This is a genomic window from Bradyrhizobium guangzhouense (genome assembly GCF_004114955.1).
Lineage (GTDB): Bacteria > Pseudomonadota > Alphaproteobacteria > Rhizobiales > Xanthobacteraceae > Bradyrhizobium > Bradyrhizobium guangzhouense.
The window spans coordinates 5,288,169-5,313,570 of the sequence record NZ_CP030053.1 but is presented as its reverse complement, the minus strand read 5'-3'; the positions used below and the strand labels follow the sequence as shown (position 1 = coordinate 5,313,570).

Sequence of the window (25,402 nt, the reverse complement as noted above, 5' to 3'; positions counted from 1 at the left end):
CACCGCCGTCATGCCCCGCGAAAGCGGGGCATCCAGTACGCCGCGGCCCATCGATCTAACCGCAGTCGTCTCGGAGTACTGGATCGCCCGGTCGAGCCGGGCGATGACACTGAGTGTGGGGCAATACTACTCCGCTGCCGCCGCAAATCGGCTGTTCTCCAGCTCCGCCTCAAGCCGGGCCTTCTCGGCCGCCGCCAGCTTGATGTTGGCTTCCTTGACGTGGCCGAAACCGCGGATCGTCTCCGGCACGCGGGCAAGCTTCGCCAGCAGCGGGATCTGCTCCGCTCTCAGTCCGGGCATCCGCTGATCGATCATGCCGAGATAATCCGCGACCAGCTTTCGCTCGCTCCGGCGCTCCTCGGTGCGGCCGAACGGATCGAAGGCGCCGCCGCGCAGGAATTTCAGCTTCGCCAGCACGCGGAAAGCGTGGATCATCCAGGCGCCGAACTCCTGCTTCTGCAACCGTCCCGTCGTCTTGTCGCGCTTTGCGAAGATCGGCGGGGCCAGATGGTACTTCAGCGTGAAGTCGCCGTCGAATTTCTCCGACACCCTCCTGGCAAAGCTGCCGTCGATATAGAGCCGCGCGACCTCGTACTCGTCCTTGTAGGACATCAGCTTGAACAGGTTCTTCGCCACGGCCTCGGTCAGCTCCGAAGAGCCAGGCGAAGCGACAGCTTCCGCTTTGCGCACCTTGGCGACGGCTGCGAGGTAGTTATCCGCGTACGCCTTGTCCTGATAGCCGGTTAGGAATTCGGCACGGGTCGCGATGATGTCGTCAAGCGATTTGCTCGGCGCGGACGCCCGGTTCTTGAATTGCAGCACGCTGCGCACCCGCGACATGTCGTGCGCGGCGAGGCGCCCCCAGGTGAAGGCGAGCTTATTCATCTCGATTGCGGCGCCGTTGATCTCGATGGCGCGGAGCAGGGCCTCCAGGGACAGCGGGATCGCGCCCTTCTGGAAGGCGAAGCCGAGCATGAAGGGGTTGGTCGCGATGGTGTCGCCCATCAGCGCGGCGGCGATACCGGTGGCGTCGATGATCTCGAGGTTCTTGTCGCCGACGGCATCGCGCAAAACGGTCTGCATCGTGCCCATCTCGAAATCGATATCGGGGTTTTGCACGAAGCTCGCGGTCGGCTGCAGGTCGGCGTTGACATAGGCCTTGGTCACGCCGCGCTCGGCGCGACTGAGGGCGCTCGGCCCGGCCGAGACGATCATGTCGCAGCCGAGGATGACGTCGGCGCCGCCGGTGGTGATGCGGACCGCGGAAATGTCCTCCGGCTTCGGCGCGATGCGCACATGGCTCATCACCGCGCCGTTCTTCTGCGACAGGCCGGTGAAGTCCAGCGCCGAGCAGCCGCGGCCGTCGACATGAGCGGCCATGCCGAGTAGCGCGCCGATGGTGATGACGCCGGTGCCGCCGATGCCGGTGACGAGGATGTTGTAGGGTCCATCAAGCTCACGTGCGGGCGGCAGCGGCAAATCCGCGAACAGTTGGCCGGAATCGACGGCCGACGTCTTCATCCGCTTCAGCGAGCCGCCGTGCACGGTCACAAAGCTCGGGCAAAAGCCTTCGACGCAGGAAAAGTCCTTGTTGCAGTTGGATTGGTCGATCTGGCGCTTGCGGCCGAACTCGGTCTCCAGCGGCTGCACCGAGACGCAGTTGGACGCCTGCGAGCAATCGCCGCAGCCTTCGCAGACAAGCTCGTTGATGAAGGCGCGCTTTGCCGGATCGGGATAGAGGCCGCGCTTGCGGCGGCGGCGCTTTTCCGCGGCGCAGGTTTGGTCGTAGATCAGGACCGTCAGGCCCTTGATATCGCGCAGTTCGCGCTGCACGGCATCGAGCTCGCGGCGGTGATGAATCGTCGCGCCCTGCGGGAAGTAATTGCCGTCAGGGTATTTGCTCGGATCGTCCGAGACGATCGCGAGACGCTTGACGCCCTCGGCCCAGACCTGATGCGCGATCTGCGCGACATTGAAGGCGCCTTCGGCCGGCTGGCCGCCGGTCATCGCCACGGCATCGTTGTAGAGGATCTTGTAGGTGATGTTGATGCCGGCCGCTGAGGCCGCACGCAGCGCCAGCAAGCCGGAATGGGTATAGGTGCCGTCGCCGAGATTTTGGAAGATGTGCTTCTCGGTGGTGAAGGGCGACTGGCCGATCCAGTTCACGCCCTCGGCGCCCATATGCGAAATCAAATCGGTGCGGCGGGTCGGCATACTCAGCGCCATGCCGTGGCAGCCGATGCCGGCCATCGCCCGGCTTCCCTCGGGTACGCGGGTCGAGGTATTGTGCGGGCAGCCCGAGCAGAAGAACGGCGTGCGCGCCAGCTTGATCTGTGTGCTTGTCGTGACGGGATTGTCGAAGGCCTCGAGCCGCGCGAGGCGCTGCTCCAGCACCGGGCTGTGATGGCCGAGCCTGCGCAAGCGCGCCACGAGCGCGCCCGCGACGATGGTCGGCGTCAGCTCGCCTTCGCTCGGCAGCAGCGGCGCGCCGCTCTCATCGCGCTTGCCCGTGACCGTCGGACGTTTCGACGCGTGGATATTGTAGAGGATGCGCATCAGCTGGTCTTCGATGAAGCCGCGCTTCTCCTCGACGACAAGCACGTCTTGCAGGCCTTCGGCAAAGCGCCTGGCGCCGCTTTCCTCCAGCGGCCAGGTCAGTGCGACCTTGTAGATGCGTAAGCCCAGATCCTGCGCATCCTTGTCGGTGATCCCGAGGTCGGCCAGCGCCTGGCGCAGGTCGAGATAGGCCTTGCCGGTCGCGACGATGCCGAGTCGAGCCGGCTTGGAATCGAGCACGATGCGGTCGAGCCGGTTGGCGCGGGCAAACGCCTGCACGGCGGCCATCTTCGGGCCGAACAGGCGCTTCTCGGCCTCCAGCGGCGGATCGGGCCAGCGGATGTTGAGCCCGCCGGGCGGCATTTCGAAATCGTCGGGGAGCACGATCTTGATGCGCTCGGGATCGCTGTCGATCGAGGCCGAGCTCTCGACCGTCTCGCTGATCGCCTTGAAACCGACCCAGCAGCCGGAGAAGCGCGACAGCGCAAAGCCGTAGAGGCCGAGATCGAGATAGTCCTGCAGCGTTGCCGGATTGATCACGGGGATCAGCGCGGCCGCGAACACCTGCTCGCTCTGATGCGCCAGCGTTGAGGACTGGCAGCCATGGTCGTCGCCGGCGAGCGCCAGCACGCCGCCATTGAGCGAGGTGCCGGCGGCATTGGCATGCTTGAGCGCGTCAACCGAGCGGTCGACGCCGGGGCCCTTGCCATACCAGATGCCGAACACACCATCGACCTTGGCGCCGGGAAACAGGCCGACCTGCTGGCTGCCCCAGACGGCGGTCGCCGCCAGATCCTCGTTCAGGCCGGGAACGAAAGCGATGTCGTGCTGCTGCAGGTGCGACTTCGCGCGCCACAGCGCGTGGTCGTACATGCCGAGCGGGGAACCGCGATAGCCGGAGATGAAGCCGCCGGTGTTGAGCCCCTGAAGCCGGTCGCGTTCGCGCTGCAACATGGGCAGGCGGACCAGGGCCTGGGTGCCGGACAGGAAGATCCGCTTCGATTCGAGCCGGTATTTATCGTCCAGCTCGACCTGCAACAGCGTCATTTCAGAAGTCCTCGTCGTCTCGTCCGGTGGGAATTTTGCGCCACGGAAAGCTGGGCGACTTGCGAAGCGGGTGTCAGCAGTCAAAAGCATGGCGCACCGAAGTCAATATCGCTGGCCGCATCCGTGGCGGGCCTGCTAGTCATGGCTGCCTGTGGAGGAGCCCATGACTTCAAGCGCGTTCAACACCGAGATCACCGAAACCGCCGAGGCGCTGATCGGGCCGTGGCGCCAGCCGCGCCAGATGCTGCACGCGCAGGTTTACGACGCGCACGCCTCCATCCACGACGATGCCACCGCGCAGAAGCTCGGCTTCAAGGGCGGCACCATCGAGGGCCCAACGCATTTCAGCCAGTTCGCGCCGCTCGGCGCGCGGCTGTGGGGACAGGCGTGGTTTGAGAGTGGCTGTCTGTCCGCGCATTATCGCAATGCCTGCTTCGAAGGCGAGGACGTGCAGGCGATCCTGTCGAAGCCGTTGCCTGGAACGAGCCAGTGCCAGATCCAGATGGTGAAGCGCGACGGCACCGAGGTGCTGCGCGGCACGGCCTCGGTCGGCGAAGCGCAAGTCGCGACGGCGCTCGAGACGCGCCTGACCGAGCTCAAGCCGCTTACCGATCCCGTCATCCTGCGCGATGTGAAGGTGGCGCACACGAGCAAGCGGCAGCAGGTGCGGATGGCCTTCGATCAGAACATGGGCGACCTCTATCCGTTCTCGCTCAGGCAGAAGCTCGCAGTCATCACCGAAAACTCGCCTTACTATTCGAGCGCCGCCAATCCGTGGCGGAAGGCGATCATCCCGATGGAGATGCTGAGCGTGCTGTTCCAGTACCGCTCCAAGGACGATCCACTGCCGGCAAAGGGACCGGCCGTCGGCCTGTTCGCCGACCAGGAGATCCGGCTGATGAAGGGGCCGCTCTTCGTCGACGAAGAGTATGAGGTCGAGCGCGAAGTGGTCGCCCTGTCCGGCAGCCGACGCACCGAGAGCGCCTGGGTCAAGACGCGAGTGTTCGACGCGGCTGGCGCGATGGTCGCGACCATGCTGCTCAACATGGCGACGCTGAAGGACTCTTATGCGCCGTATGAGGAGGAGCATCAGCGGCTGCATGGGGCGGCGCGGTAGGGGCAAAGCTTCGCCCAGTTCCTCCGCTCGTCATTCCGGGCTCGCGCCTTCGTCGCGCCCCGGAATGACGGATGGAGAGTGCGCGGCCACCGCTCATCCTCTAGGCAAATGCACGTCGCAAAGCCGTCGCACAGGGAATAAGCAGGCGTCGATCGCCGGCGTAACCTTCTGAGCGCACGACGATTTCCGTCGCGGTCCGCACGTCACCGCAATTGTACACAATGGCACGGCGTTTGCAGAACTCCTCAAAGAGAGTTCTCGCGGGGGCCTGCGTCATGTTGAACTCAACCAAGCCGACACAGGGCGTCATCAGCGCCGAGCCCGAGCCGATCAAGCTCGACTGGTCGTCGACCGCGCTTGTAATCATCGACATGCAGCGCGACTTCATGGAGCCTGGCGGCTTCGGCGAGACGCTCGGCAATGACGTCAGCCAGCTCGCACGTGCGGTGAGGCCGATTAGCGCGGTGCTGAAAGCCGCACGCGACACCGGCATGCTGGTGATCCACACCCGCGAGGGACATCTGCCGGATCTGTCCGACGCGCCGCCGGCGAAAGTCGAGCGCGGCGCGCCGTCGTTGCGCATCGGCGATCCCGGCCCGATGGGCCGCATTCTCATTCGTGGCGAAGCCGGTCACGACATCATCCCCGAGCTTTATCCGCTCGACAGCGAGGTCGTGATCGACAAGCCCGGCAAGGGCGCGTTCTACGCCACCGAGCTCTCCGATGTGCTTGAGAAATACGGCATCGAGAATCTGCTCGTGTGCGGCGTCACCACCGAGGTGTGCGTCAACACCACCGTGCGCGAGGCCAATGACCGCGGCTATCGCTGCGTCGTCATCTCGGACGGCTGCGCATCCTACTTCCCCGAGTTTCACGAGATGGGCCTGAAGATGATCAAGGCCCAAGGCGGCATCTTCGGCTGGGTCGCGACCTCAGCCGCAGTCTTGGAGGCAATGAAGGTTTAGACCACACAGGAGTATTCTCATGAGCACATTGACGGGGACGGCCGGCAAGTCTGAAAGCAATACGTCCGAGTTCAAACCGGCGCTATGGACATCAGGCGACTGGAACGCGTTTTTCGGCTTCGGCACCAACATCCTCGTCAACATGCTGGTGCTCACGGGCCTGCTTCGTTTCGTGCTGAAGATGCCTGATAGCCTCGTGTTCGGCCGCATCCTGCCCGCGCTCGGGCTGATGATGTGCCTCTCCACCTTCTACTACGCCTTCCTCGCCTATCGTCTCGCGCAAAAGACCGGCCGCAGCGACGTCTGCGCGCTGCCCTCGGGCGTCAGCGTGCCGCACATGTTCATCGTCACCTTCGTGATCATGCTGCCGGTGACGCTCAAGACCGGTGACCCGCTCAAGGGCTGGTCGGCTGGTCTGGTCTGGGTGTTCTTCCAGAGCTTTATTTTGATGATCGGCGGCTTCATCGCGCCGTTCATCCGGAAGATCACCCCGCGCGCGGCGTTGCTCGGCACGCTTGCGGGGGTCTCGCTGACCTTCATCGCGATGCGCCCGGCGCTCGAAATGTATATGACGCCGCAGATCGGTCTCGTCTGCTTTGCCATCATTCTGGTGAGCTGGTTCGGCGGCGTGAAATACCCCAAGGGCATTCCGGCCGGCCTGGTTGCGATCGTGGTCGGCATGGTCATTGCCTGGGGTTCGAACATGCTCGGTCTCAACCTCGGCGGATTGAGCCTCAAGGGCGTCGGTGATGCCTTCGCCAATTTCGGCTTCTCGGTGCCGATCCCCGCGGCGAACTATGTCTTCTCCGGCTTCGAATATCTCGGCGTCATTCTGGTCACCGCCATTCCGTTCGGCATCTATGACCTCGTCGAGGCCATGGATAATGTCGAGAGCGCGGAAGCCGCCGGCGACGAATATCCGACCACGCGCGTGTTGACTGCCGATGGCGTTGTCAGCCTGATCGGCTGCCTGATGGGCAATCCGTTCATCAACGCCGTCTATATCGGTCATCCCGGCTGGAAAGCGATGGGCGGACGCATCGGCTACTCGGCTGCGACCGGCGTCATGGTGGTGGTCTTGTCCTGGTTTGGCGTCATTTCGGTCCTGCTGGCGCTGGTGCCCGTCGTCGCAATCTCGCCGATCCTGCTCTATATCGGCATGCTGATGACTGCGCAGGCCTTCCAGACCACGCCGTCAAAGCACGCGCCCGCCGTTGCGCTGGCGTTTACGCCGCATCTGGCCGCCTGGGCCAAGCTGCAGATCGACACCATGCTCGGCTCAACCATGATGGCGGCGGGGACTGTCGGCGGCATGGCTGCCGACAAGGCCGATGCAGTCAAGGCGGCTGCCATCGCGGCGCTGCCGCAGCAGGGCGTGATCTATCACGGGCTCGAAGTGATGGGTGGCGGCTCGATTCTGGCGGGCCTCATCCTCGGCGCTATCGGCGTCTTCATCATCGAGCGTGATTTTGAGAAGGCGTCGGCCTTCTCGCTCGTCGGCGCGGTCCTGACCTATTTCGGCTTCATGCACGGAGAAGCCGTGGGCATGGGCGGCGGCTTTGGTGTGACGCCTTCGGTCGCATTCGCCTATGCGGTGATGGCGGCCGGATTGTATGCGCTCAGCCGGCGCGGCAGCGAGCACTATGCGTCACATCCGGAGATGCATGCTGCGCCAGCGGAGTAGGCCAGATGGCAATATGAACGGGCCGGGCGTCATGGCGTCGCCCGGCCCGTTCATTTGCGATGTAGCTACCCGCCCTTGACGGCTCCCGCGGTGAGCCCGGCAACGATCTGCCGCTGCGCGAACACGGTGAGCAGCAGCACCGGGAGTGTCACGATCAACGCGGCCGCGGCGAGCGGACCCCAGCTCAGCTGGTCAAACGAGATCATGTTGTAGACTGCGACGGGCAAGGTGCGGGTCTCGCGTCCGGCGAGCACGATGCCGAACACAAAATTGTTCCAGGAGAAGATCACGGCGAGAATGAAGGCGACCGCGATGCCGGGCTTGGCGATCGGCAGCGCGACGTGCCGGAACACCTGCCAGCGGCTGGCGCCGTCGATCAGGGCTGCCTCTTCCAGCTCTAGCGGTGTCGTCTCGAAATAGCCGATCATGATCCAGATCACGATCGGCACCGTCACCACGAGATGGATGATGATCTGCGGCACCAGCGTGCCGAGCAGGCCGAGCCATTGGAACAGCAGGAACAGCGGGATCAGATAGGACAAGCCGGGCGTGATGCGGGCGATCAGGATCACGATCGCGGACTTATGGGCGGCCATCCGCGCGATGCCGTAGCCGGCGGGGACGCCGACCATCAGTGCCAGCGCCGTCGCGCCGCCCGTCACGATCAGGCTGTTGAAGAAATAAGTCGCGAAGCGGTTGGAGGCGAGCACGTCGGCATAGTTCTTCCAGGCGAAATGCTCGGGGATGAACACCGGCGGGTAGGCGGCGTTGTCGACTTCGAATTTGAGCGAGAGCGAGAGCATCCAGAGGAAGAACAGGATGGCCGGCGACACGATGACGAGCACCGCGAACCACAGGCTGATCTTGCCGATGATCTGACGTGGTGTCATGTGCCGCTCGCGATTTCGGTCCACAGCATGCGCTGGCGGGCATAGAGCATCACTGCTGCAAGCAGGACGATCAGCAGGAAGAATACCACCGCGATCGCCGAGCCGTAGCCGAGGTCGTAATAGGTGAAGGCGACGCTGTAGAGATAGATGTTGATCGTCTCCGACGCCGAGCCGGGCCCGCCCTGGGTGATTGCGAAGATGATGTCGAAGCTCTTCACGGCGTCGATCATGCGGATCATGCCGGCGATGAACAGGAACGGCATGATCAGCGGCAGGGTGATGAAGCGGAACACCTGCCACAGGCTGGCGCCGTCGATCTGCGCGCTCTCGTAGGGTTCGGTCGGGATCGCAGCAAGCCCGCCGAGCACGATCAGCATCACCAGCGGCGTCCACTGCCAGGTCTCCACCAGCACCAGCGAGGGGATCACCGTTGCCGGATGAAACACCCAGAGCTGCGCGGGAATCCCGACCAGCGACAGCAAATAGTTGAGCACGCCGAGCTGCGGGTGGAACATCATGGTCCAGACCAACGCGATCGCCACTGGCGTCGCCATCATCGGCATGATGAAGATGCCGCGCAGGAAGCCGCGGCCCGCGAATTTCTGGTGAAACACCACGGCCGCGATCGTCCCGAACACGAGCGGCAGAAGGACGGACAGCACGGTGTAGACCAGCGTATGTCCGATTGCCTCGATGAAACGTGGATCGCCGGTCAGCCGCAGATAGTTGGAGAACCCGACGAAAGTGGTCGGCGAACCGACCTGCCATTCGTTCAGGCTCATCCAGATGGTGAAGACCCAGGGAAAGATGATGATCGCGAGCACGACGACCAGCGCCGGTATCACGAACGGCCAATAGGACGGCGGCCGCAATTCCTTCTCCGGCGCGGCATCAGACTGCGCCGCGGCCGGAGTCGATTGTGTCAACGCACTCACGCCTTTTCGCTACGCTCCAGGATCGGACGGTACTGATCGTTGGCCTTCTTCAGCTCGGTCGCGGGATCTGCGCCCGACAATGTCGCGGTGAGCGCCGCGCCGACGATGTCGCGGAATTCGGCGACCGGGATCACCACGGGCAGGCCGAGCTTGCTGATCTTGGCTGAATCGATCACCGATTGCAGCCATTCCTTCGGCATCTTGACGCCGCTCTGGACCTCCGCATCGTTCAGGATGGAGTTGCGGAACGGCACGCCACCACCGGCTTGCAAGAGCCGCGCGCCCTGCTGCTTCGAGACGATCCACTGGCAGAGCAGATAGGCGGCTTCCTTGTTCTTGCTCGCCGCGGCAATGCCGATGCCGTCGCCATAGGTTGCCGAATATTGTCCCTTCGGTCCGGCGGGCACGACGGTGTAGCCGACCTTGCCGACCACGCGCGAGGCCGCCGGATCTTCCAGCGGCGGCGCCCAGCCGACGCCATCGATCCACATCGCCGAACGTCCTTGCGTGAACGAGGCCATCGACTCCATCCAGTTGAAGCCGGCGACGCCGGGCGGAGCGACTTTCGTCAGCAGCGTTTGATAGAGTTTCGTCGCGGCGATCGCTTCGGGGCCGTCGGTCAGGATGTTGCCCTTGGCGTCGAGGAATTCACCACCATAGTCGAGGAAGAAATTGGTCCACAACGTCATGTTTGCGTTGCGCAGGCCGCGTCCGACGAAGCCGAAGGTGCCTTCCTTGGGGTCGGTGAGCTTCTCGGCGGCCGTGACCATCTCATCGAGGGTCTTGGGGACGGCGACACCCTTCTTCTGGAACAGCTCCTTGTTGTAGTAGAGGATGAAATAATCGACCGACCAGGGCAGCGACAGCATCTGGCCCTTGTCGTTCTTGGCGTATTGCAGGCCGGCGGCCGAGAAATCGCTCTCCACGAGATCGGGCGCGGTCAGCGCCGGATCCTTCATGTAGGGCGTGAGGTCGGCGAGCCAGCCGGCCTTCTCGAACTGCCGCTTCTGCACGTGATAGCTGAGATGAACGACGTCGAAGCTCGGCCGGCCCGAGGTGAGCTCGATGACGCATTTCTGCCGTTGCTGCTGTTCGGGGATTTGCTCGGATTCGACCTGGATGCCGGTGAGCTCGGTGAATTCCTTGACGTATTTTTGCAGATTGTCGCCGCGCGGCCCCTTGGCGAGAATCACCTCCAGCTTGGTGCCAGCATATTTCTTCCAATTCACCTCGGCGCGCGCCGGAAGCCCGGTGAGGCTGAGCGCGCCAGCCGCAGCAGTGCCCGTCAACAGCGTACGGCGCGAGATCTTATGGTCAGCCACTTTAGTCCCTCCCTCTGATTCAATTCTTTGGGGAGATACTAGCGACCGTGCCACGCCTGCCTAGCCCTAATTTGTGTGTTACGGTCGCACCGCTGGCGTTTCCATCGGCATTCCGCGAGCCCGCGACATCAGGTAAAGCTCGAGCGCGACCAATTCGGGCGCGCCATAATCATAGGCCTGGGCACGGACGCCGGTCATGCAGCTCCGCAAGCGCCGCTCCAGGGATCCCAGCGTCTGCCATTCCAGCCGATAGAGCGGATAGCCGGTCGGTTGTCCTTGCGTGATCGAGGAGCCCGCGAGGTGCTTGTCAAAGTTGTCGTCATGGCAATTGGTACAGGCCAGGTTGAGTTGCCCCTCGCGCTGCATGAAGAGGCTGCGGCCCTGTTCGACGAAGGGAAAAAGTTGTGGATCATCGCCTGTGGTGATCGCAACGCCGCGCGACTGATGAGCAACGAAGGCGGACAGCGCAAGGATGTCGCGGCTCTCGTAAGGCAATGGGCTCGCTTGCTGATGATTGGCTCTGCAAAGGTTGATGCGCTGGTCGAGGGTGACGGGGCGCCCCCGCGTCCGGTCGAACGCCGGATAGCGTGCCGCGACGCCTTTCATACTGCCTCGCGCATCGCCGTGACAGTCCGCGCACGCCTTGTCGGCGCGGCCGACCTTCTTGCCCCACAAGACTTCGCCATCCAGCACGAAGAGCATGCCCGGATTGGAGGTGTCGTCATCCTGCATGGCGCGTGTATCGGGACTCATGAAGGAATAGCCGGAGCGGCGTGCATCGGGCGGGATCTCACCCGCCAGCAGGGCAGGGGCCATGGCGGCAAGCGCCGCCACCGCTATCGCGCGATAAAACTTCATTCGACCGTGATCGATGCCGATGCCGTGGACGAGTAGCCGTTGTCGCCGATCCATTCGAACTCGAGCTTGCCGCTCTCCTCGGCGACCGTGAAGAAGGACAAGTACGGGTTGGCGGCGATCGCCGGAAACAGATCCGCGCGAAAAATCTCGGTGCCGTTGTAGCGGCAGGTGAAGCTCGTGATGATATCGCGCGGCACCAGCGCGCCGTCCATGGTGCGGCGGAAGCCGGTTTCCATGATGTGCGAGGTCAGCGTGCGGATCTCGATGATGTCGCCGCGTTTGGCCTTGGCGGGAACGTTGATGAGCGCGGCCATCAATTCACCTCCTCGGTGCAGGCGGCGAGCGTCACGACAATATCCGCCGTGACCTGCCAGAAGCTGTCGTCGGAGAGGCGAGCGATGGCGACCACTTTCTGGGTGTCGGCAAGCCGGATCCGCGTCGAGACCTGCGCGCGGCCGCAGGACGGGTTCAGGTGGAAGTTTCCGATGTTGGGCTGCGGGTTCTTCTCGTTGAAGACGTGGATGCTCTTGACGTAGTCGTCCGGCGTCATCGGGCTTGCGACGCTGACCGTCATCGGCACCGTGTTGCCGTTTTCGACCAGCGGCGGAATGTCGAGCTTCACCTTGCCGGTGCGAATTGGAGCTTCGCCGACGACGTTCCGGATTGCAGTGTTGAGCATCGCTGGCGTCGCTTCGAGCGGTCGCAACGTGACGACCGGGATCGTTCCGGCGACCGTGATGCCTCCGGCAAAGCTCAGAAATTGTCGTCGCGTCGTCGGCATGAGCAACCCTAGTTCCGAAGCGTTGCGAGATAAGCCACGATGTCCTCGATGTCAGTGGCCGACAATATCGGTTTCCCGACGAAATTGCGTGCGACCCGCACCATTCCATCGTTGCGATAATAGGACGGCATGATGGTGTCCGGGTTGAAGCGGGAGGCGTCAACCAGTCGAAGTCGCAGCTGGCTCACCGTCCAGCGGTTCCCCACGCCGGCGAGATCGGGCGCGAGGTCACCCTGGAACCGTGTTTCCGGAAACGGGCCGGAATGGCAGAGGATGCAGGTCGTCGTTCGCGCCAGCACCAGAGCGCGCCCGCGCGTGGCATCGCCCGGCGCGCCTGTGAGCGGTGTCGTGATGCCGTCGCCGGTGATCTCATAGGGCGCCAGTCCCTCGGCGCGCGCGTTCGCGACCTGCACCACGCTGGCAATCAGCACTGCGATGGTGACCGTCGATCTAGCCAAAGGTGTCCGCCGTGATGGTTCGAAACCAGCGCTCCGCGTCGGTCGCTTCGCGGGTGCGCACCTCGCGCGGCGCATCGACCGGGCTCGTAGCGCCGCCCTCGACCTCGGCAAAGACGTCGCCCTTGGGCTGGTAGTTGCCTGACAGCGAGAAGCCATAACCCGGTGCGACAATGTTGTAGCAGACGCCGGTGAGCCGCGGTGTTTCCGGCGTGCGGCCGGCGAGCAGACTGACGATGGCGGCCGCGCACGCCTTGCCTTGCGCGCCTGCGGCCGATGCCGATTTGGGAATGCCGCCGCCAAGGCAGGCGTCGCCGATGACGTGGACGTTCCTGACGAGTTTCGACTCGAAGGTGACAGGATCGATCGGGCACCAGCCGGTGACATCGGTTGCACCCGCGCTCTCGGCAATGTGCCCAGCGCGTTGCGGCGGGATGACATTGGCGACGTCAGGAGTGTAATTGCCGAACTCGGTGACGATGGTCTTGGTCGAAGGATCCACGGATGTCACGCGGCCGCCTTGTGACAGGCCGATCCGTTCGATCATGTCGCCATACAGTTCTTTCCACGCCTTCTCGAACAGCCGCTGCTGCGAGAAATTGTCCTTGGCGTCGAGGATCAGCACTTTCGAGCGCGGCTTCTTCGTCTTCAGATAATGCGCGATCAGGCTGGCGCGCTCGTAAGGCGCGGGCGGACAGCGCGAGGGATTGGCGGGGACCGCGATGGCGACCGTGCCACCATCCTCCATCGCCTCCAGCTGTTTGCGCAGCAGGAGCGTCTGGGCTCCGGCCTTCCAGGCGTGCGGCATTTTTGCCGATGCGGCCTCGTCATAGCCGGGCAGAGCTTCGAAATGGAAATCGATGCCGGGCGAGAGCACCAGGCGGTCATAGGGCAGCGCGACACCGTCGGCCGTCATGACGCTGCGCTGCTCAGGCGCGATGGTGGTCACGGTCTGGCCAATCACGGTGACGCCCTCGGCGGCGACCTTCTCATGGCCAAATTGCTGCGCGTCGATGTTGCGCAAACCCGCGATCACCTCGTTGCTGAACGGGCAGGCGGTGAAGATCGCATTGGGGTCGATCAGGATCACCTGCAGGCCGGCTTGCGCCCGCTTGAGCGCGCGGGCGCAGGCAGCTCCGCCAAAACCGCCGCCGACCACGACGACGCGACCTTTCGATTGCCCACGTAGGAGCGATGGCCGCGCCAATGACGCGGCCGCGGCGGTGATGCCGAGCACGGCAGTTCGCCGTGTCATCGGTCGCGCGGTCATCAGGATCATCCAGTCAAATTGCCGCGGCGGCCATCGCGGCCCCCGCGGTGCTTCTTTAGGCGAAGGTGATGTTCTGATCGCGAAGCGGTACGGAACGGATTCGCTTGCCGGTCGCCGCGAAATAGGCGTTGAGCACCGCAGGTCCCGCCACGCCAATGGTCGGCTCTCCGACGCCGCCCCAGAAACCACCGCTCGGCATCACGATCGATTCCACTTTCGGCATCGCCGCGATCCGCATCGAATCGTAGGTATCGAAGTTTGTCTGTTCGACGGCGCCATCCTTGATCGTGATGCCGCCATAGAACAGTCCGCTCAGGCCGTAGACGAACGAGCCGGCAATCTGCCGCTCGATCTGGGCCGGGTTGACGGCATAGCCGGGATCGGTCGCCGCGACGATGCGATGCACCTTGATCTTGGTGCCGTCGGTGACGGAGATCTCCGCGGCCGCCGCGACAAAGCTGCCGTAGGAGGCGAAGTGTGCAAGTCCGCGGTAGATGCCCTGCGGCGGTGCGGTGCTCCAGCCGATCTTCTCAGCCACGGCTTCCAGCACCGCGAGATTCTTCGGATGATCCTTCATCAACTTGCGCCGGAACTCCAGCGGGTCCTGGTCTGCCGCGTGCGCCAGCTCATCCATGAAGCATTCGACATAGATGGCGTTCTGGTTCACGTTCACCCCGCGCCAGAAGCCCGGGATGATGTGCGGATTGCGCATCGAGTGCTCGATCAGGAGATTGGGCACCGTGTATCCAAACGGGGCATCGCCCCTGGCGTTGAGGCCGGCGAACGTCGCCGCGTCCATGCCCTTGACGAGTGCATCCGGCCTCAAGCTCGCAAGGATCGACTGGCCGGAGATCCGCATATGGAATGCCGTCAGATTGTTGTCGGCATCGAAGCCCGCGGTGAGCTTGCATTGCGTGACCGGGTGGTACCGGCCGTGCGTCATGTCCTCCTCGCGAGTCCATATCAGCTTGATCGGCGTGCCCGGCATCTGCTTGGCGATCAGCACGGCCTGCCGGACATAGTCGGTCTGGCCGCGCCGGCCGAAACCGCCGCCGAGCAGCAGCTTGTTGACGTCGCATTTCTCGGCGGGAAGCTCTGATGCTTCCAGCGTGGCGGCGAAGGCGGCCTCGCCATTCTGCGTGCCGCACCAGACCTCGCATTTGTCGGCCGTATAGAGCGCAGTGGCGTTCATCGGCTCCATCGTGGCGTGGTTCTGGTAGGGATAGTTGTAGACGGCTTCGATCGTCTTGGCGGCACCTGCAAGCGCGGCCTTCGCATCGCCGTTGGAATTGCCGACATAGGCCGGACCGCCATCGAGGCCTTCGGCCAGCCACTTTGCGATCGAGGCGCTGGAGACTTTGGCGTTCTCGCCTTCATCCCAGACGATCGGCAGCGCATCGAGCGCGGTCTTGGCGTGCCAGAACGTGTCGGCCACGACCGCGACCGCGGTGTCGCCGACCTTCACCACCTTCTTCACACCTTTCATGCCGGAGATCTTGGCTTCATCATAGCTCTTCAGCTTGCCGCCGGTAACCGGGCAATCCTTGATCGCGGCATTGAGCATGCCGGGCAGCTTGACGTCGATGCCATAGACGGTGGTGCCGGTGACCTTGTCCGCGGTGTCGAGCCGCTTCACGCCCTTGCCGATCAGCCGCCAATCCTTGGGATCCTTTAGCTTGACGTCAGCCGGGGGCGTCAGCTTGGCCGCGGCTTCGGCGACCTTGCCGTAGGTCGTGATCTTGCCGGACGGCGTGTGGGTGATGACGCTGCTGGCGGCCGTGCATTCGGAAGCCGGCACTTTCCATTCATTGGCCGCGGCCTGGATCAGCATCACGCGCGCGGTGGCGCCGCCCTTGCGCACATAGTCGTGCGAGGCACGGATGCCGCGGCTGCCGCCGGTCGAGTAATCGCCCCACACGCGCTTGCGAGCGACGTTCTGGCCGGGCGAGGGGAATTCGGTGGTGACCTTGGTCCAGTCGCATTCGAGTTCCTCGGCGACGAGCTGGGCGAGGCCGGTCAGCGAGCCCTGTCCCATCTCGGAGCGGGCGATGCGGATCACCACGGTATCGTCGGGCCGGATCACGACCCAGGCATTGACCTCGGGCGAGCCGTCAGCGGCGCGAACCACGGTGGGGCCGCCAAACGGCAGATCGAAACCGAGGGCAAGACCAGCGCCGACAGCGGCTGTGCCCACCACGAAGGCGCGGCGGTTCAACTTGGGAGAGACGTGCTTGTTCATGTGCCAGCTCCTTTACGCGCTTGCGATCGTGTGGATCGCCTCGCGCACCTGCTGGAAAGTGCCGCAGCGGCAGATATTGGTGATGGCCTCGTCGATATCGGCATCGGTCGGCTTCGGCTTCTCGCTCAGCAGCGCTGCCACGGCCATGATCATGCCGCTCTGGCAATAGCCGCATTGCGGAACGTCCTGCGCGATCCAGGCCTCCTGCACCTTGTGCAGCGTGGCGCCGGAGGCGAGCCCTTCGATCGTTGTGATCTTCTTGCCCTCGGCCTCGGCAACCGAGATCCCGCAGGAGCGGGTGGCGACGCCGTCCATGTGCACGGTGCAGGCGCCGCATTGGGCGATGCCGCAGCCATATTTGGTGCCGGTGAGGCCGGCATTCTCGCGGATCGCCCAGAGCAGCGGCGTATCGGGCTCGACATCGAGCGTGAAGGTTTTTCCGTTGATTGTTAGGTTTGCCATCGCAAGTCCCCTGATCGGCCCATCCACCGATGGACTCAAGGGGCGCAATGTGTCCGGCAAATTGGAACCTTTCAAATCAACAGTGCGAGGGTGGCCACGAAGATTTTCGAGATCGCGTGGAAGATTATAATTCGAGCGGTGTTGCGCGCACCTGCCGTTCTACTTCACGGCCAATCGCAAAAAGCTCATCACGCTGCCGAGCCCGGCAAAGCATGCACCGAGTGCCAGTGCGACGGTGGCGCCATTGTGACCGGCGAGCGCGAAGCAAGCCGCGGCAAGTGCCGCGCCGGTGGTCTGCCCGGTCAGGCGCGCAGTGGCGACGATACCCGAGGCGCTGCCGCCGCGGTGTGGCGGGGCGCTTGACATGATCGCTTTCATGTTCGGCGCCTGGAAGAAGCCGAACCCCATGCCGCAGATCATGATCCGCCAGACGATATCGGGAACGCTCGGGCTCGCCGGAAGCAGGGCCAGCAGGGCCATGCCGAGACCGAGCAAAATAAGGCCGATGCCGCCCAGGAGGCCGACGGGATGGCGATCGGAGAGCCGGCCGGCGATCGGAGCCATGATGCCGACCACCAGCGGCCACGGCGTCATGAAGAAACCGGTCTCGACCTGCGAGCGGCCGAGCACGTCCTCGAAATAGAACGGTAGCGAGACGAAGGCGAGACCCTGCACGGCAAAGGAGCAGACCGCCGTTGCCGCCGACAGCGCGAACATCGGCCGCGCGAACAAATCGATCGGCAGCATTGGCGCCGGATGATCGGCGTGGCGGCGCGTCAGGACGAAGCCGAGCGCGAGTGCCGTCACCAGCTCGAAGCCGACGAGGACAGGCGACAGATTATGCGCGGCGCTGCCGATGCCCGTGATGAACAGGCCGAGGCAGATTGCCGCCAGCAGTGCGCCGAGAAAATCAAAACCGTGATCGGCGCGCGGCGTCTTCGGCAGCATCGCGAAGCCGATGCCTGTTGCGAGGAGGCCGAAAGGGATGTTGACGGCGAACAGCCATGGCCACGGGCCGACCGCCAGGATCGCAGATGCAATCGACGGCCCGAAGGTGAAGGCGGTGGCGACCACCAGCGCGTTGTGGCCGAAGCCGCGGCCCTGCATCCGGCCAGGATAGACGAAGCGCACCAGCGCGGTGTTGACGCTCATGATGCCGCTCGCGCCCAGGCCCTGCAGCGTGCGTGCGACCAGCAGGCTGTCGAGCGACCACGCGACCGCGCAGAGCAGCGAGGCGATGGTGAACAGGATCAGCCCGCCGAGATAGATGCGCTGGTGCCCGACGATCTCGCCGAGCGCGCCGAGCGGCAGCAGGGTCGCCACCAGCGCGATCTGGTAGACATTGACCACCCAGACCGATTGCTCGGGGCTGACATGCAGATCGGCGGCGATGGCGGGCAGTGCGATGTTGGCGATCGCGGTGTCGAGCGAGGCCATCGCCAGCGCGGTGAAGATCGCGGCAATCGCCCAGCGCCGCCGTTCGGCTGGCAGGCCGTCGGCTTTGGGATGATCGGGCTCGCGCGCAGCGGCAGGTAACGTTGATATCATTGCCTCGGCGCTTTGCTCCCGCAGCTGGCTTTGATGGTCTCCGCCATGTACTACGCTTGCGGTGGCTTCCACAGGCATATGCTTGCATGCATTGTATGCGCGAAGATCAGTCGCCGCTTCCGGAAGGGGATCATCATGCACATCGTCGTTCTGCCGGGAGACGGCATAGGACCGGAGATCACGGCCGCGACATCAGGCGTGCTGCGCGCGGCCTCCGAGCGCTTCCAGCTCAACCTGCGGCTGGAGGAGCATGCGGTCGGGCATGCGAGCCTGAAGCTGGCAGGCACCACGGTGCGCCCCGAGCTGCTCGACATCGTCCGCGCCGCCGACGGCCTGATCCTGGGGCCGACCGCGACCTTCGACTTCAAGGACGAGGCGCATGGCGAGATCAATCCGTCCAGGCACTTCCGCAAGAACCTCGACCTCTACGCCAACATCCGCCCGGCGCGCACCTATGCCGGGCGGCCCGGCAGGCTCGGCGATTTCGATCTCGTGGTCGTGCGCGAGAACACGGAGGGCTTTTACGCCGACCGCAACATGGAGCAGGGCAATGGCGAGCTGCTGGTCACGTCAGATGTCGTGATCTCGCTGCGCCGGATCACGCGGGCGTGCTGCGAGCGCATCGCGCATGCCGCCTGCCGGCTGGCGATGAAACGGCGCAAGCATCTGACCATCGTGCACAAGGCCAATGTGCTCAAGATCGGCGACGGCATGTTTCTCGACATCTGCCGGGCGGCGGCGAACGCGTACCCGGGCCTCGCTGTCGACGACATCCTCGTCGACGCCATGATGGCGCATGTGGTGCGGAGCCCCGACCGTTTCGACGTCATCGTCGCTACCAACATGTTCGGCGATATCCTGTCCGATCTCACCGCCGAGCTGTCGGGCAGCCTCGGCCTTGGCGGCTCGCTCAATGTCGGCGACCGCTATGCCATGGCGCAGGCCGCGCACGGCTCGGCGCCCGACATCGCAGGGCAGGACGTCGCCAACCCGGTCTCGCTGATCCTCTCGACCGCGCTGCTGCTTGCCTGGCACGGCGAGCGGAGCGGCGCGGTCCGCTACGAGGAAGCGGCGCGCGCAATCGAAACGGCGGTAGCGAAGGCGCTCGGCGCGGGCAGGGCGACGCGCGACGTCGGCGGCAAGCTCGGCACCATCGCGGCGGGCGCTGCGATTGCGGAGATCCTGGAGGCGGAGTGAGCTGCGGCTGCTTTTGTCGGACGGCCTAGACGAGAAGTCGAAAACAACCCCATGCACAGTAGAAGTTCCTCTGATGCGCAAAGGTTTTTTCAAGTGCAGCCGTTGCGACCCTCCAGGCTTCGGTCAGGTTGACACGTCGGGCAAAACACCGGCGCCATGTCATGATGGGGCGCTGGCAAGGCAGAACGCCAATGCCGAACCGGCTCGCTCTCGCGAGCGTGCGCGTCGATTCGGTTGCCATGGTGATCGGTAGTCCCAGAAGACCGGCACCCAACGGAACGTGTCGTCATCGACTGCGACATGGCGGACAGACGGGAACGGCATGTGCGTGGCTACCAGCACCTCACCGCTCTTGGCAATCCCGCATCCGGGAATCCCTGCGGCATGTTGGTGTGGGTGAAGTCGGGCGCCTCCCGGAACTTGACCTCAGCGGCCGCTACGTGAATGCGCAGTGCTGATGGTCATTGGCGCAATCGGCGACACGTAAACGTCTCTGTCGTACTATCTTTGCCTGGTGTTGACCCTGATCAAAGGTTCGGCCGCGGGCGCGCGTCACGTTGGACCGGTCAGCGTTCGCACGGGAGGACACAACATGATCTTCAACGTCAGGCGTCTTGGGCTGGTCGCGGCAGTGGCTCTGTCTACCGCCGCACCATTGTCGCTCAACTTCTCGCCTTCAAGACTTCCATCCGTATCACTGGACCGCGCCGAAGCGAGAGTAGGGCGACCGCTGACGCCGATGAGCGTCGCGGGCGTGAACCGCAGAGTGCACCGGCGCGCCTATTACGGCGCAGCAGCGGTAGGTGCTGCCGGGGCTTATGGTGCGTATGGCTACCGAAGGGCCTGCGGATATTATCCGTATCCGCCTTGCTATTGAGATGCGCGAGGGGTGAGTCCGACCTCTAGGAAAGGACTTGTGTTCCGGACGCGGCGCGGCACGAAGTGGCGCTCCGCGTCCGGGACATGAGAGATTTGCGCCAAGTCAGAACTGATACCTTCTCAATCCCCCATCCACCGGGATCACCGTGCCGGTGATGTAGCGCGCCACGGGCGAGGACAGGAACACCGCGAGCGCGGCGAGGTCTTCCGGCTCGCCCCAATAGCCGACCGGAATCTCTTCCTCGGCAAAGCGCTCGCGATACTCAGGCGGATAGTTGCGGCGGATCTGCTCGCTCATGATGCGGCCGGGCGGGATGCAGTTGATGGTGATGCCGTGCTCGCCGATCTCGCGCGACAGGCCCTTGGCCCAGGCGTGAACGGCGGCTTTGGCGGCGAACGCCGCATTGAGCCCTTCCGGTTCGGACTTGCCGGTGATGTTGACGATGCGGCCCCATTTGCGTTCGATCATCTGCGGCAGCAGCGCATGGGCAATGCGGCGGTAGCTGGTGAAGTTGAGCGCGATCGCTTCGTCCCATTTGCTGTCGGGCGCGTCGACCGGCAGGGGGCGGCTGCCCCCGGCATTGTTGATGAGGATGTCGACATGGCCGAGCTCTTTCAGCGCGAAGGCGGAAATCCTCTCCGCCGCGTCCTTGGCCATCACGTCCTGTTCGAACGGCGTGATCAGCCCGCCGCCGACGTCCTTCACCAGCTCGGCGAGCAGGTCGGTCCGCCGCGCCACGCCGACGACGCGCACGCCTTCGGCAGCCAGGCCCTTGGCGATGGCGCGGCCGATGCCGATGCTCGCTCCCGTGACGACTGCGGTTTTCGATTTCAGCCCGAGGTCCATGGTCACACGCTCTCTTGTTCGCTTTTTCGCGTTTTGGTCTTCGCCAGGAATTCGTTTCCTGCCATGCCCCGGGTGCGGCGATTTGCCCGACCGGGACGAGCAGTGGTAACCAAGAGGCCACACGAAGGAAACACGAAAAAGAAAAGGCGCAGGCCATGGTATGGGATCCGCAGCAATATCTGAAATTCTCCGGCCACCGGCTCCGGCCCGCGGTCGACCTGTTGATGCGCATTCCCGATGTCGGCCCGCGGACGGTCGCCGATCTCGGCGCGGGTGCCGGCAATGTCACCAGGCTGATCAAGGAACGTTGGCCGTCCGCCGCCGTCACGGGCGTCGAGGGCTCGGCCGAGATGGTCGCTGCGGGGCGCAAGGCCGCGCCTGACGTGGAATGGTCCCATGAAGACCTCGGCCATTGGCGTCCCGCGAAGCAATATGACGTGGTCTATTCCAATGCCGCACTGCACTGGCTGCCCAATCATGCGGCACTGTTCCCCTCGGTCATGGAGAAGGTCGCGCCGGGCGGCATGCTCGCGGTGCAGATGCCACGCAACTTCCTGGCGCCGTCGCACGTCCTGATCGGCGAGACCGCCCTGAACGGGCCCTGGCGGTCCAAGGTCGAGCATCTCGTGACGCCGCCGCCGGTCGAGGGGCCGGCCTTCTATCACGATCTTCTTGCCCCGCTCGCGCAGAACATCGACATCTGGGAGACCGAATATCTCCAGGTCCTCGAGGGCGACAATCCCGTGAAGGAATGGACCAAGGGCACCTGGCTGACCCGGTATCTCGACGTATTGCAGGGCGATGAGAAGGCCGCGTTCGAGGCGGCCTATGGGATGCGGGTCGCGAAAGCCTATCCGAAGAACGCCGCGGGACAGACGCTATTCCCGTTCCGGCGGCTGTTCATCGTTGCCCAGCGCAAAGGTTAATGATACCTCGGCGATGCGACATAAGCGCCCGCTCCGGGAGCCCGGAGCGGGCGCCGGGTTGCGGATGCGACCGTCGCCAATATAGCCTCGCTGCGGCATATCTTCGCTGTGGCAAATTGGGCTTAGGTCTAGTTGTTCGGCCTGCTGATTGCTGCCACTACTGACCTGCAAAACAAAAAAAGCACTGTTTTTCGAGTTGTTGGGGAGGTCCTTCATGCGCAAACTGTTCTTTGCGGCCGCCGCGGCCGCGCTCGCTTTGGCTCCTGTGGTCGCCGAAGCTCAGAGCCCTATCATCATCAAGTTCAGCCACGTCGTCGCCAACGATACGCCGAAGGGCAAGGGGGCGCTGAAGTTCAAGGAGCTTGCCGAGAAGTACACCGACGGCAAGGTCAAGGTCGAAGTCTATCCGAACTCCTCGCTTTACAAGGACAAGGAGGAGATCGAGGCGCTCCAGCTCGGCTCGGTGCAGATGCTGGCGCCTTCGACCGCGAAATTCGCCCCGCTGGGCGTCAAGGAATTCGAGGCGCTCGATCTGCCCTGGCTGTTCAAGGACGACGATAGCTATGCCGCCGCCATGAAGGGCCCGCTCGGCAAGTATCTGTTCGACAAGCTCCAGGCCAAGGGCATCAAAGGGCTCGCCTATTGGGATAACGGCTTCCACATGGTCTCGGCCAACAAGCCGCTGATCAAGCCGGCGGATTTCCAGGGACTCAAGTTCCGCATTTCCGGGTCGAAGATCGCCGACCAGTACTTCCGCAACGTCGGCTCGATCCCGCAGATCATGGCATTCTCGGAAGTCTATCAGGCGCTGCAGACCGGCGTGGTCGACGGCTGCGAGAACACCCCGTCCAACTACCTCACGCAGAAATTCTACGAGGTGCAGAAGGACATCACCGTTTCGAACCACGCCCATCTGCAATACGCCGTAATCGTGAACAGCAAGTTCTGGGACGGTCTGCCGGCCGACATTCGCGGTCAGCTGGAAAAAGCGATGTCCGAGGCGACCGACTACACCAACTCGATCGCGCGCAAGGAGAACGAGGATGCGCTCGCCGAGATCAAGAAATCGGGCAAGACCACGCTCCATTCACTGACCGACGCCGATCGCAAGGCCTGGCAGGAGGCGATGCGGCCGACTTATACCTGGGCCAAGGGCCGGGTTGGGCAGGAGGTGCTCGACCTCGTCGCCAAAGAACTCGACGTCAAGATGAACTGACGCGTTTCCTGGAGAATGAGACCAACGGTCGGGAGTGCAGGCACTCCCGACCGTTTCGTATCGATAGGGGGGCCTTGATTTGCTGCGCGTGCTCAACCAGTTGCTCAATCATCTCGAAGAATGGTTGATCGCGACGCTCATTGCCGCTGCAACCGGGCTGATCTTCATCGCCGTCGTGCACCGTTACGGTGCGGGCGAATCGATCAACCTGTCGCGCTGGGCGACCGCGCACGGGATGACTTGGCTGGCATCGCTGTCGATGGCCGTGTTCACATTCCTGTCCGCGCTGGATCTGTCCTGGGCGCAGGAACTCTGCATCTACATGTTCATCTGGATGGCGAAGTTCGGCGCGGCCTACGGCGTGCGCACCGGCATCCATGTCGGCGTCGACCTGCTCGTCAACAAGTTGCCGGAGCATTCGCGCAAGCACGTCATCCTGTTCTCGCTGCTGTGCGGCGCGCTGTTCACCGGCATGATCGCCACCTTCGGCGCGTCCTTCGTCGGCGAGATGTTCAAGACCGGTCAGCAATCGAACGACCTGGAAGCGCCGATGTGGTTCGTCTATCTGGCGATCCCGCTCGGCTCGGGCCTGATGTGCTTCCGCTTCCTGCAGGTCTCCTGGTTCTACTTCTGGACCGGCGAGCTGCCGCATCATGACGAGACCCATGTCGAGGGCGTCGAGGCCGACGTCTCGCCGGCGCTGCATCCGCAGCCTTCCGGCGCCGCGACCAAGGCTGCCGCGCGAAAAGTCTCGCCGCTGGGCGTCATCCTGATCATGGCGCCGATCCTGATCTTCGCGCTCTGCATGGCCGAAAAGACCGGCTTCATCGTGCTGCCGCACTGGATGCGCGCCGCGACCGTGTTCGCGCTGCTGATCGCGCTGATGCTGACGGGCATTCCGGTCTCGATCGCGCTGGGCCTCACCGTGATGACGTTCCTGTTCACGTTGACCGCGGTGCCGATCGAAGCCGTCTCGATGAAGCTGTTCACCGGCATCGAGGGCTTCGAGATCATGGCGATCCCGTTCTTCATCCTCGCCGGCAACTTCCTCACCCACGGCGGCGTCGCACGCCGCATGATCAATTTCGCGACCTCGCTGATCGGGCATTGGCACGGTGGCCTGGGCCTCGCCGGCATCGTCGCCTGCGCGATGTTCGCGCTGGTGTGCGGCTCGAGCGTCGCGACGGTCGCGGCGATCGGTGCCATCGTGCTGCCGGAAATGGTCCGCCACGGCTATCCCATGCGTTTCGGCGCCGGCATCATCACGGTCGCGGGCTCGCTCGGCATCCTGATGCTGCCGTCGATCCCGAAGATCGTCTACGCGGTCTCGACCAACACCTCGATCGGCGCGTTGTTCGTCGCGGGCCTGCTGCCGGGCATCCTGCTGACGACCATGCTCTGCATCGTCACCTGGTGGCTGGCGCGCAGCCGCGACTATCCGCGGATGACGAAAGCGACCTGGGGCGAGACCGTCCACGCCTTCCGCGAGAGCGTCTGGGGCTTGATGCTGGTCGTCATCATCATCGGCGGCATCTACAGCGGCCTGTTCACCGCGACCGAAGCCGCCGCGATGGCCGCGGTCTATTCCTTCATCATCGCGGTGTTCGTCTACAAGGCGATCAAGATGTCGGACGTGCCGCGGGTGCTGCTGCGCGCTGCCAACACCAGCGCGATGCTGCTCTACATCGTCACCAACGCGGTGCTGTTCTCCTTCGTGCTCTCCAACGAGAACCTGCCGGCAACGCTGGCCGACTGGATCGCGGCGCAGAATCTCGGCTGGGTCGGCTTCCTGCTTGTCGTCAACGTGCTGCTGCTGCTCGCCGGCAACTTCATGGAGCCGAACTCGATCATCCTGATCATGGCCCCGATCCTGGCGCCGGCCGCCAAGAAGCTCGGCATCGACCTCGTCCATTTCGGCATCGTAATGGACGTCAACATGGAGGTCGGCCTCTGCCATCCGCCTGTCGGATTGAACCTTTATGTGGCGTCCATGATAGCCCGAATGCGCATCACCGACCTCGCGGGCGCGGTGATGCCCTGGCTGCTGACCATGCTCGGCTTCCTCGTCATCGTGACCTATTGGCCCGATCTGACGCTGTGGCTGCCGCGCGTGCTGGGGATGCATTAGCCCATCGGCGGGCTGGACATGGCTAACGCCGGGTAAATCCGTTCGCTCGAATGCGGGTCATGCGTTGGCAGCGCATCTTT

At 63.9% G+C, this 25,402-nt stretch carries 21 protein-coding genes and 2 pseudogenes; 8 read left to right on the top strand and 15 right to left on the bottom strand.

Translation table 11 applies throughout. The features are described from left to right. Positions 1–126: 126 nt before the first annotated feature. The gene (locus XH91_RS25385; protein WP_128953119.1) at positions 127–3,603 is read right to left on the bottom strand and encodes an indolepyruvate ferredoxin oxidoreductase family protein; all 3,477 of its coding nucleotides are present in this window, start codon (positions 3,601–3,603) and stop codon (positions 127–129) included. A 163-nt stretch (positions 3,604–3,766) separates the two neighbouring features. Here XH91_RS25385 and XH91_RS25380 point away from each other — a divergent pair, with 163 nt between their 5' ends. The 3 genes from XH91_RS25380 to XH91_RS25370 all read left to right on the top strand — a co-directional run bounded on the left by XH91_RS25380 (position 3,767) and on the right by XH91_RS25370 (position 7,369). Beyond that, complete coding sequence (locus XH91_RS25380; RefSeq protein ID WP_164933799.1) at positions 3,767–4,720, top strand: hypothetical protein; 954 nt, start codon at positions 3,767–3,769, stop codon at positions 4,718–4,720. A 275-nt stretch (positions 4,721–4,995) separates the two neighbouring features. After that, a complete protein-coding gene (locus tag XH91_RS25375; RefSeq protein WP_128953117.1) occupies positions 4,996–5,685 on the top strand; it encodes a cysteine hydrolase family protein in 690 nt (229 codons plus the stop codon). A 19-nt stretch (positions 5,686–5,704) separates the two neighbouring features. After that, a complete protein-coding gene (locus tag XH91_RS25370; protein ID WP_128953116.1) occupies positions 5,705–7,369 on the top strand; it encodes a regulator in 1,665 nt (554 codons plus the stop codon). Between the two features lie 65 nt (positions 7,370–7,434). Here the strand turns inward: XH91_RS25370 and XH91_RS25365 are convergent, their stop codons facing one another. From XH91_RS25365 to XH91_RS25315, 11 genes are all read right to left on the bottom strand, one after another. Continuing rightward, positions 7,435–8,259 carry a carbohydrate ABC transporter permease gene (locus XH91_RS25365; protein WP_164933798.1) on the bottom strand — a complete coding sequence of 275 codons (825 nt, stop codon included), beginning with the start codon at positions 8,257–8,259 and terminating at the stop codon, positions 7,435–7,437. Then, positions 8,256–9,194 (bottom strand): carbohydrate ABC transporter permease, encoded by a 939-nt coding sequence (locus XH91_RS25360; protein WP_128953114.1) that lies wholly within the window; start codon positions 9,192–9,194, stop codon positions 8,256–8,258. The genes XH91_RS25365 and XH91_RS25360 overlap by 4 nt, the downstream gene beginning before the upstream one ends. Then, entirely contained in the window at positions 9,191–10,516 is a 1,326-nt protein-coding gene (locus XH91_RS25355) for an ABC transporter substrate-binding protein (RefSeq protein ID WP_164933797.1), read from the bottom strand. The genes XH91_RS25360 and XH91_RS25355 overlap by 4 nt, the downstream gene beginning before the upstream one ends. A gap of 78 nt (positions 10,517–10,594) precedes the next feature. After that, positions 10,595–11,374 (bottom strand): sulfur oxidation c-type cytochrome SoxA, encoded by a 780-nt coding sequence (gene soxA, locus XH91_RS25350; RefSeq protein ID WP_164933796.1) that lies wholly within the window; start codon positions 11,372–11,374, stop codon positions 10,595–10,597. After that, positions 11,371–11,688 (bottom strand): thiosulfate oxidation carrier complex protein SoxZ, encoded by a 318-nt coding sequence (gene soxZ, locus XH91_RS25345; RefSeq protein WP_128953111.1) that lies wholly within the window; start codon positions 11,686–11,688, stop codon positions 11,371–11,373. The genes soxA and soxZ overlap by 4 nt, the downstream gene beginning before the upstream one ends. After that, positions 11,688–12,155 carry a SoxY-related AACIE arm protein gene (locus tag XH91_RS25340; protein ID WP_128953110.1) on the bottom strand — a complete coding sequence of 156 codons (468 nt, stop codon included), beginning with the start codon at positions 12,153–12,155 and terminating at the stop codon, positions 11,688–11,690. Before XH91_RS25340 ends, soxZ begins: the two co-directional genes overlap by 1 nt. Before the next feature lie 8 nt (positions 12,156–12,163). After that, a complete protein-coding gene (soxX, locus tag XH91_RS25335; protein WP_128953109.1) occupies positions 12,164–12,613 on the bottom strand; it encodes a sulfur oxidation c-type cytochrome SoxX in 450 nt (149 codons plus the stop codon). Further along, complete coding sequence (locus XH91_RS25330) at positions 12,606–13,889, bottom strand: NAD(P)/FAD-dependent oxidoreductase (protein WP_128953108.1); 1,284 nt, start codon at positions 13,887–13,889, stop codon at positions 12,606–12,608. The genes soxX and XH91_RS25330 overlap by 8 nt, the downstream gene beginning before the upstream one ends. Before the next feature lie 46 nt (positions 13,890–13,935). After that, complete coding sequence (locus XH91_RS25325; protein WP_128953107.1) at positions 13,936–16,119, bottom strand: xanthine dehydrogenase family protein molybdopterin-binding subunit; 2,184 nt, start codon at positions 16,117–16,119, stop codon at positions 13,936–13,938. A 12-nt stretch (positions 16,120–16,131) separates the two neighbouring features. Further along, positions 16,132–16,581: a (2Fe-2S)-binding protein gene (locus tag XH91_RS25320; RefSeq protein ID WP_164933794.1), complete on the bottom strand. Its 450-nt coding sequence runs from the start codon at positions 16,579–16,581 to the stop codon at positions 16,132–16,134. Between the two features lie 159 nt (positions 16,582–16,740). Further along, positions 16,741–18,129 (bottom strand): MFS transporter, encoded by a 1,389-nt coding sequence (locus tag XH91_RS25315; protein WP_128953105.1) that lies wholly within the window; start codon positions 18,127–18,129, stop codon positions 16,741–16,743. A gap of 135 nt (positions 18,130–18,264) precedes the next feature. On the opposite strand from XH91_RS25315, the gene XH91_RS25310 reads away from it, so the two are divergent. After that, the gene (locus tag XH91_RS25310) at positions 18,265–19,326 is read left to right on the top strand and encodes an isocitrate/isopropylmalate dehydrogenase family protein (RefSeq protein ID WP_164933793.1); all 1,062 of its coding nucleotides are present in this window, start codon (positions 18,265–18,267) and stop codon (positions 19,324–19,326) included. Between the two features lie 249 nt (positions 19,327–19,575). On the opposite strand, the pseudogene XH91_RS25305 reads toward XH91_RS25310, so the two are convergent. After that, positions 19,576–19,778 (bottom strand): annotated as a pseudogene (locus XH91_RS25305) (hypothetical protein); the annotation flags it as partial. Positions 19,779–20,308: 530 nt separating this feature from the next. Further along, positions 20,309–21,052: an SDR family NAD(P)-dependent oxidoreductase gene (locus XH91_RS25295; protein WP_128954989.1), complete on the bottom strand. Its 744-nt coding sequence runs from the start codon at positions 21,050–21,052 to the stop codon at positions 20,309–20,311. Positions 21,053–21,207: 155 nt separating this feature from the next. Between XH91_RS25295 and XH91_RS25290 the strand changes: the two genes are divergently transcribed. Then, positions 21,208–21,978 (top strand): methyltransferase domain-containing protein, encoded by a 771-nt coding sequence (locus XH91_RS25290; RefSeq protein WP_128953102.1) that lies wholly within the window; start codon positions 21,208–21,210, stop codon positions 21,976–21,978. On the opposite strand, the gene XH91_RS39260 is transcribed toward XH91_RS25290, so the two are convergent. After that, positions 21,931–22,194: a hypothetical protein gene (locus XH91_RS39260; protein WP_128953101.1), complete on the bottom strand. Its 264-nt coding sequence runs from the start codon at positions 22,192–22,194 to the stop codon at positions 21,931–21,933. The genes XH91_RS25290 and XH91_RS39260 overlap by 48 nt on opposite strands. Here XH91_RS39260 and XH91_RS25280 point away from each other — a divergent pair. The 3 genes and pseudogenes from XH91_RS25280 to XH91_RS39995 all read left to right on the top strand — a co-directional run bounded on the left by XH91_RS25280 (position 22,193) and on the right by XH91_RS39995 (position 25,322). Continuing rightward, entirely contained in the window at positions 22,193–23,194 is a 1,002-nt protein-coding gene (locus XH91_RS25280; protein WP_128953100.1) for a DctP family TRAP transporter solute-binding subunit, read from the top strand. The genes XH91_RS39260 and XH91_RS25280 overlap by 2 nt on opposite strands. Before the next feature lie 235 nt (positions 23,195–23,429). Next, positions 23,430–23,747 (top strand): annotated as a pseudogene (locus XH91_RS40000) (TRAP transporter small permease); the annotation flags it as partial. Positions 23,748–24,038: 291 nt separating this feature from the next. Beyond that, positions 24,039–25,322, top strand: a complete 1,284-nt coding sequence (locus XH91_RS39995) for a TRAP transporter large permease (protein ID WP_347338586.1) — start codon at positions 24,039–24,041, stop codon at positions 25,320–25,322. Positions 25,323–25,402 lie beyond the last annotated feature (80 nt).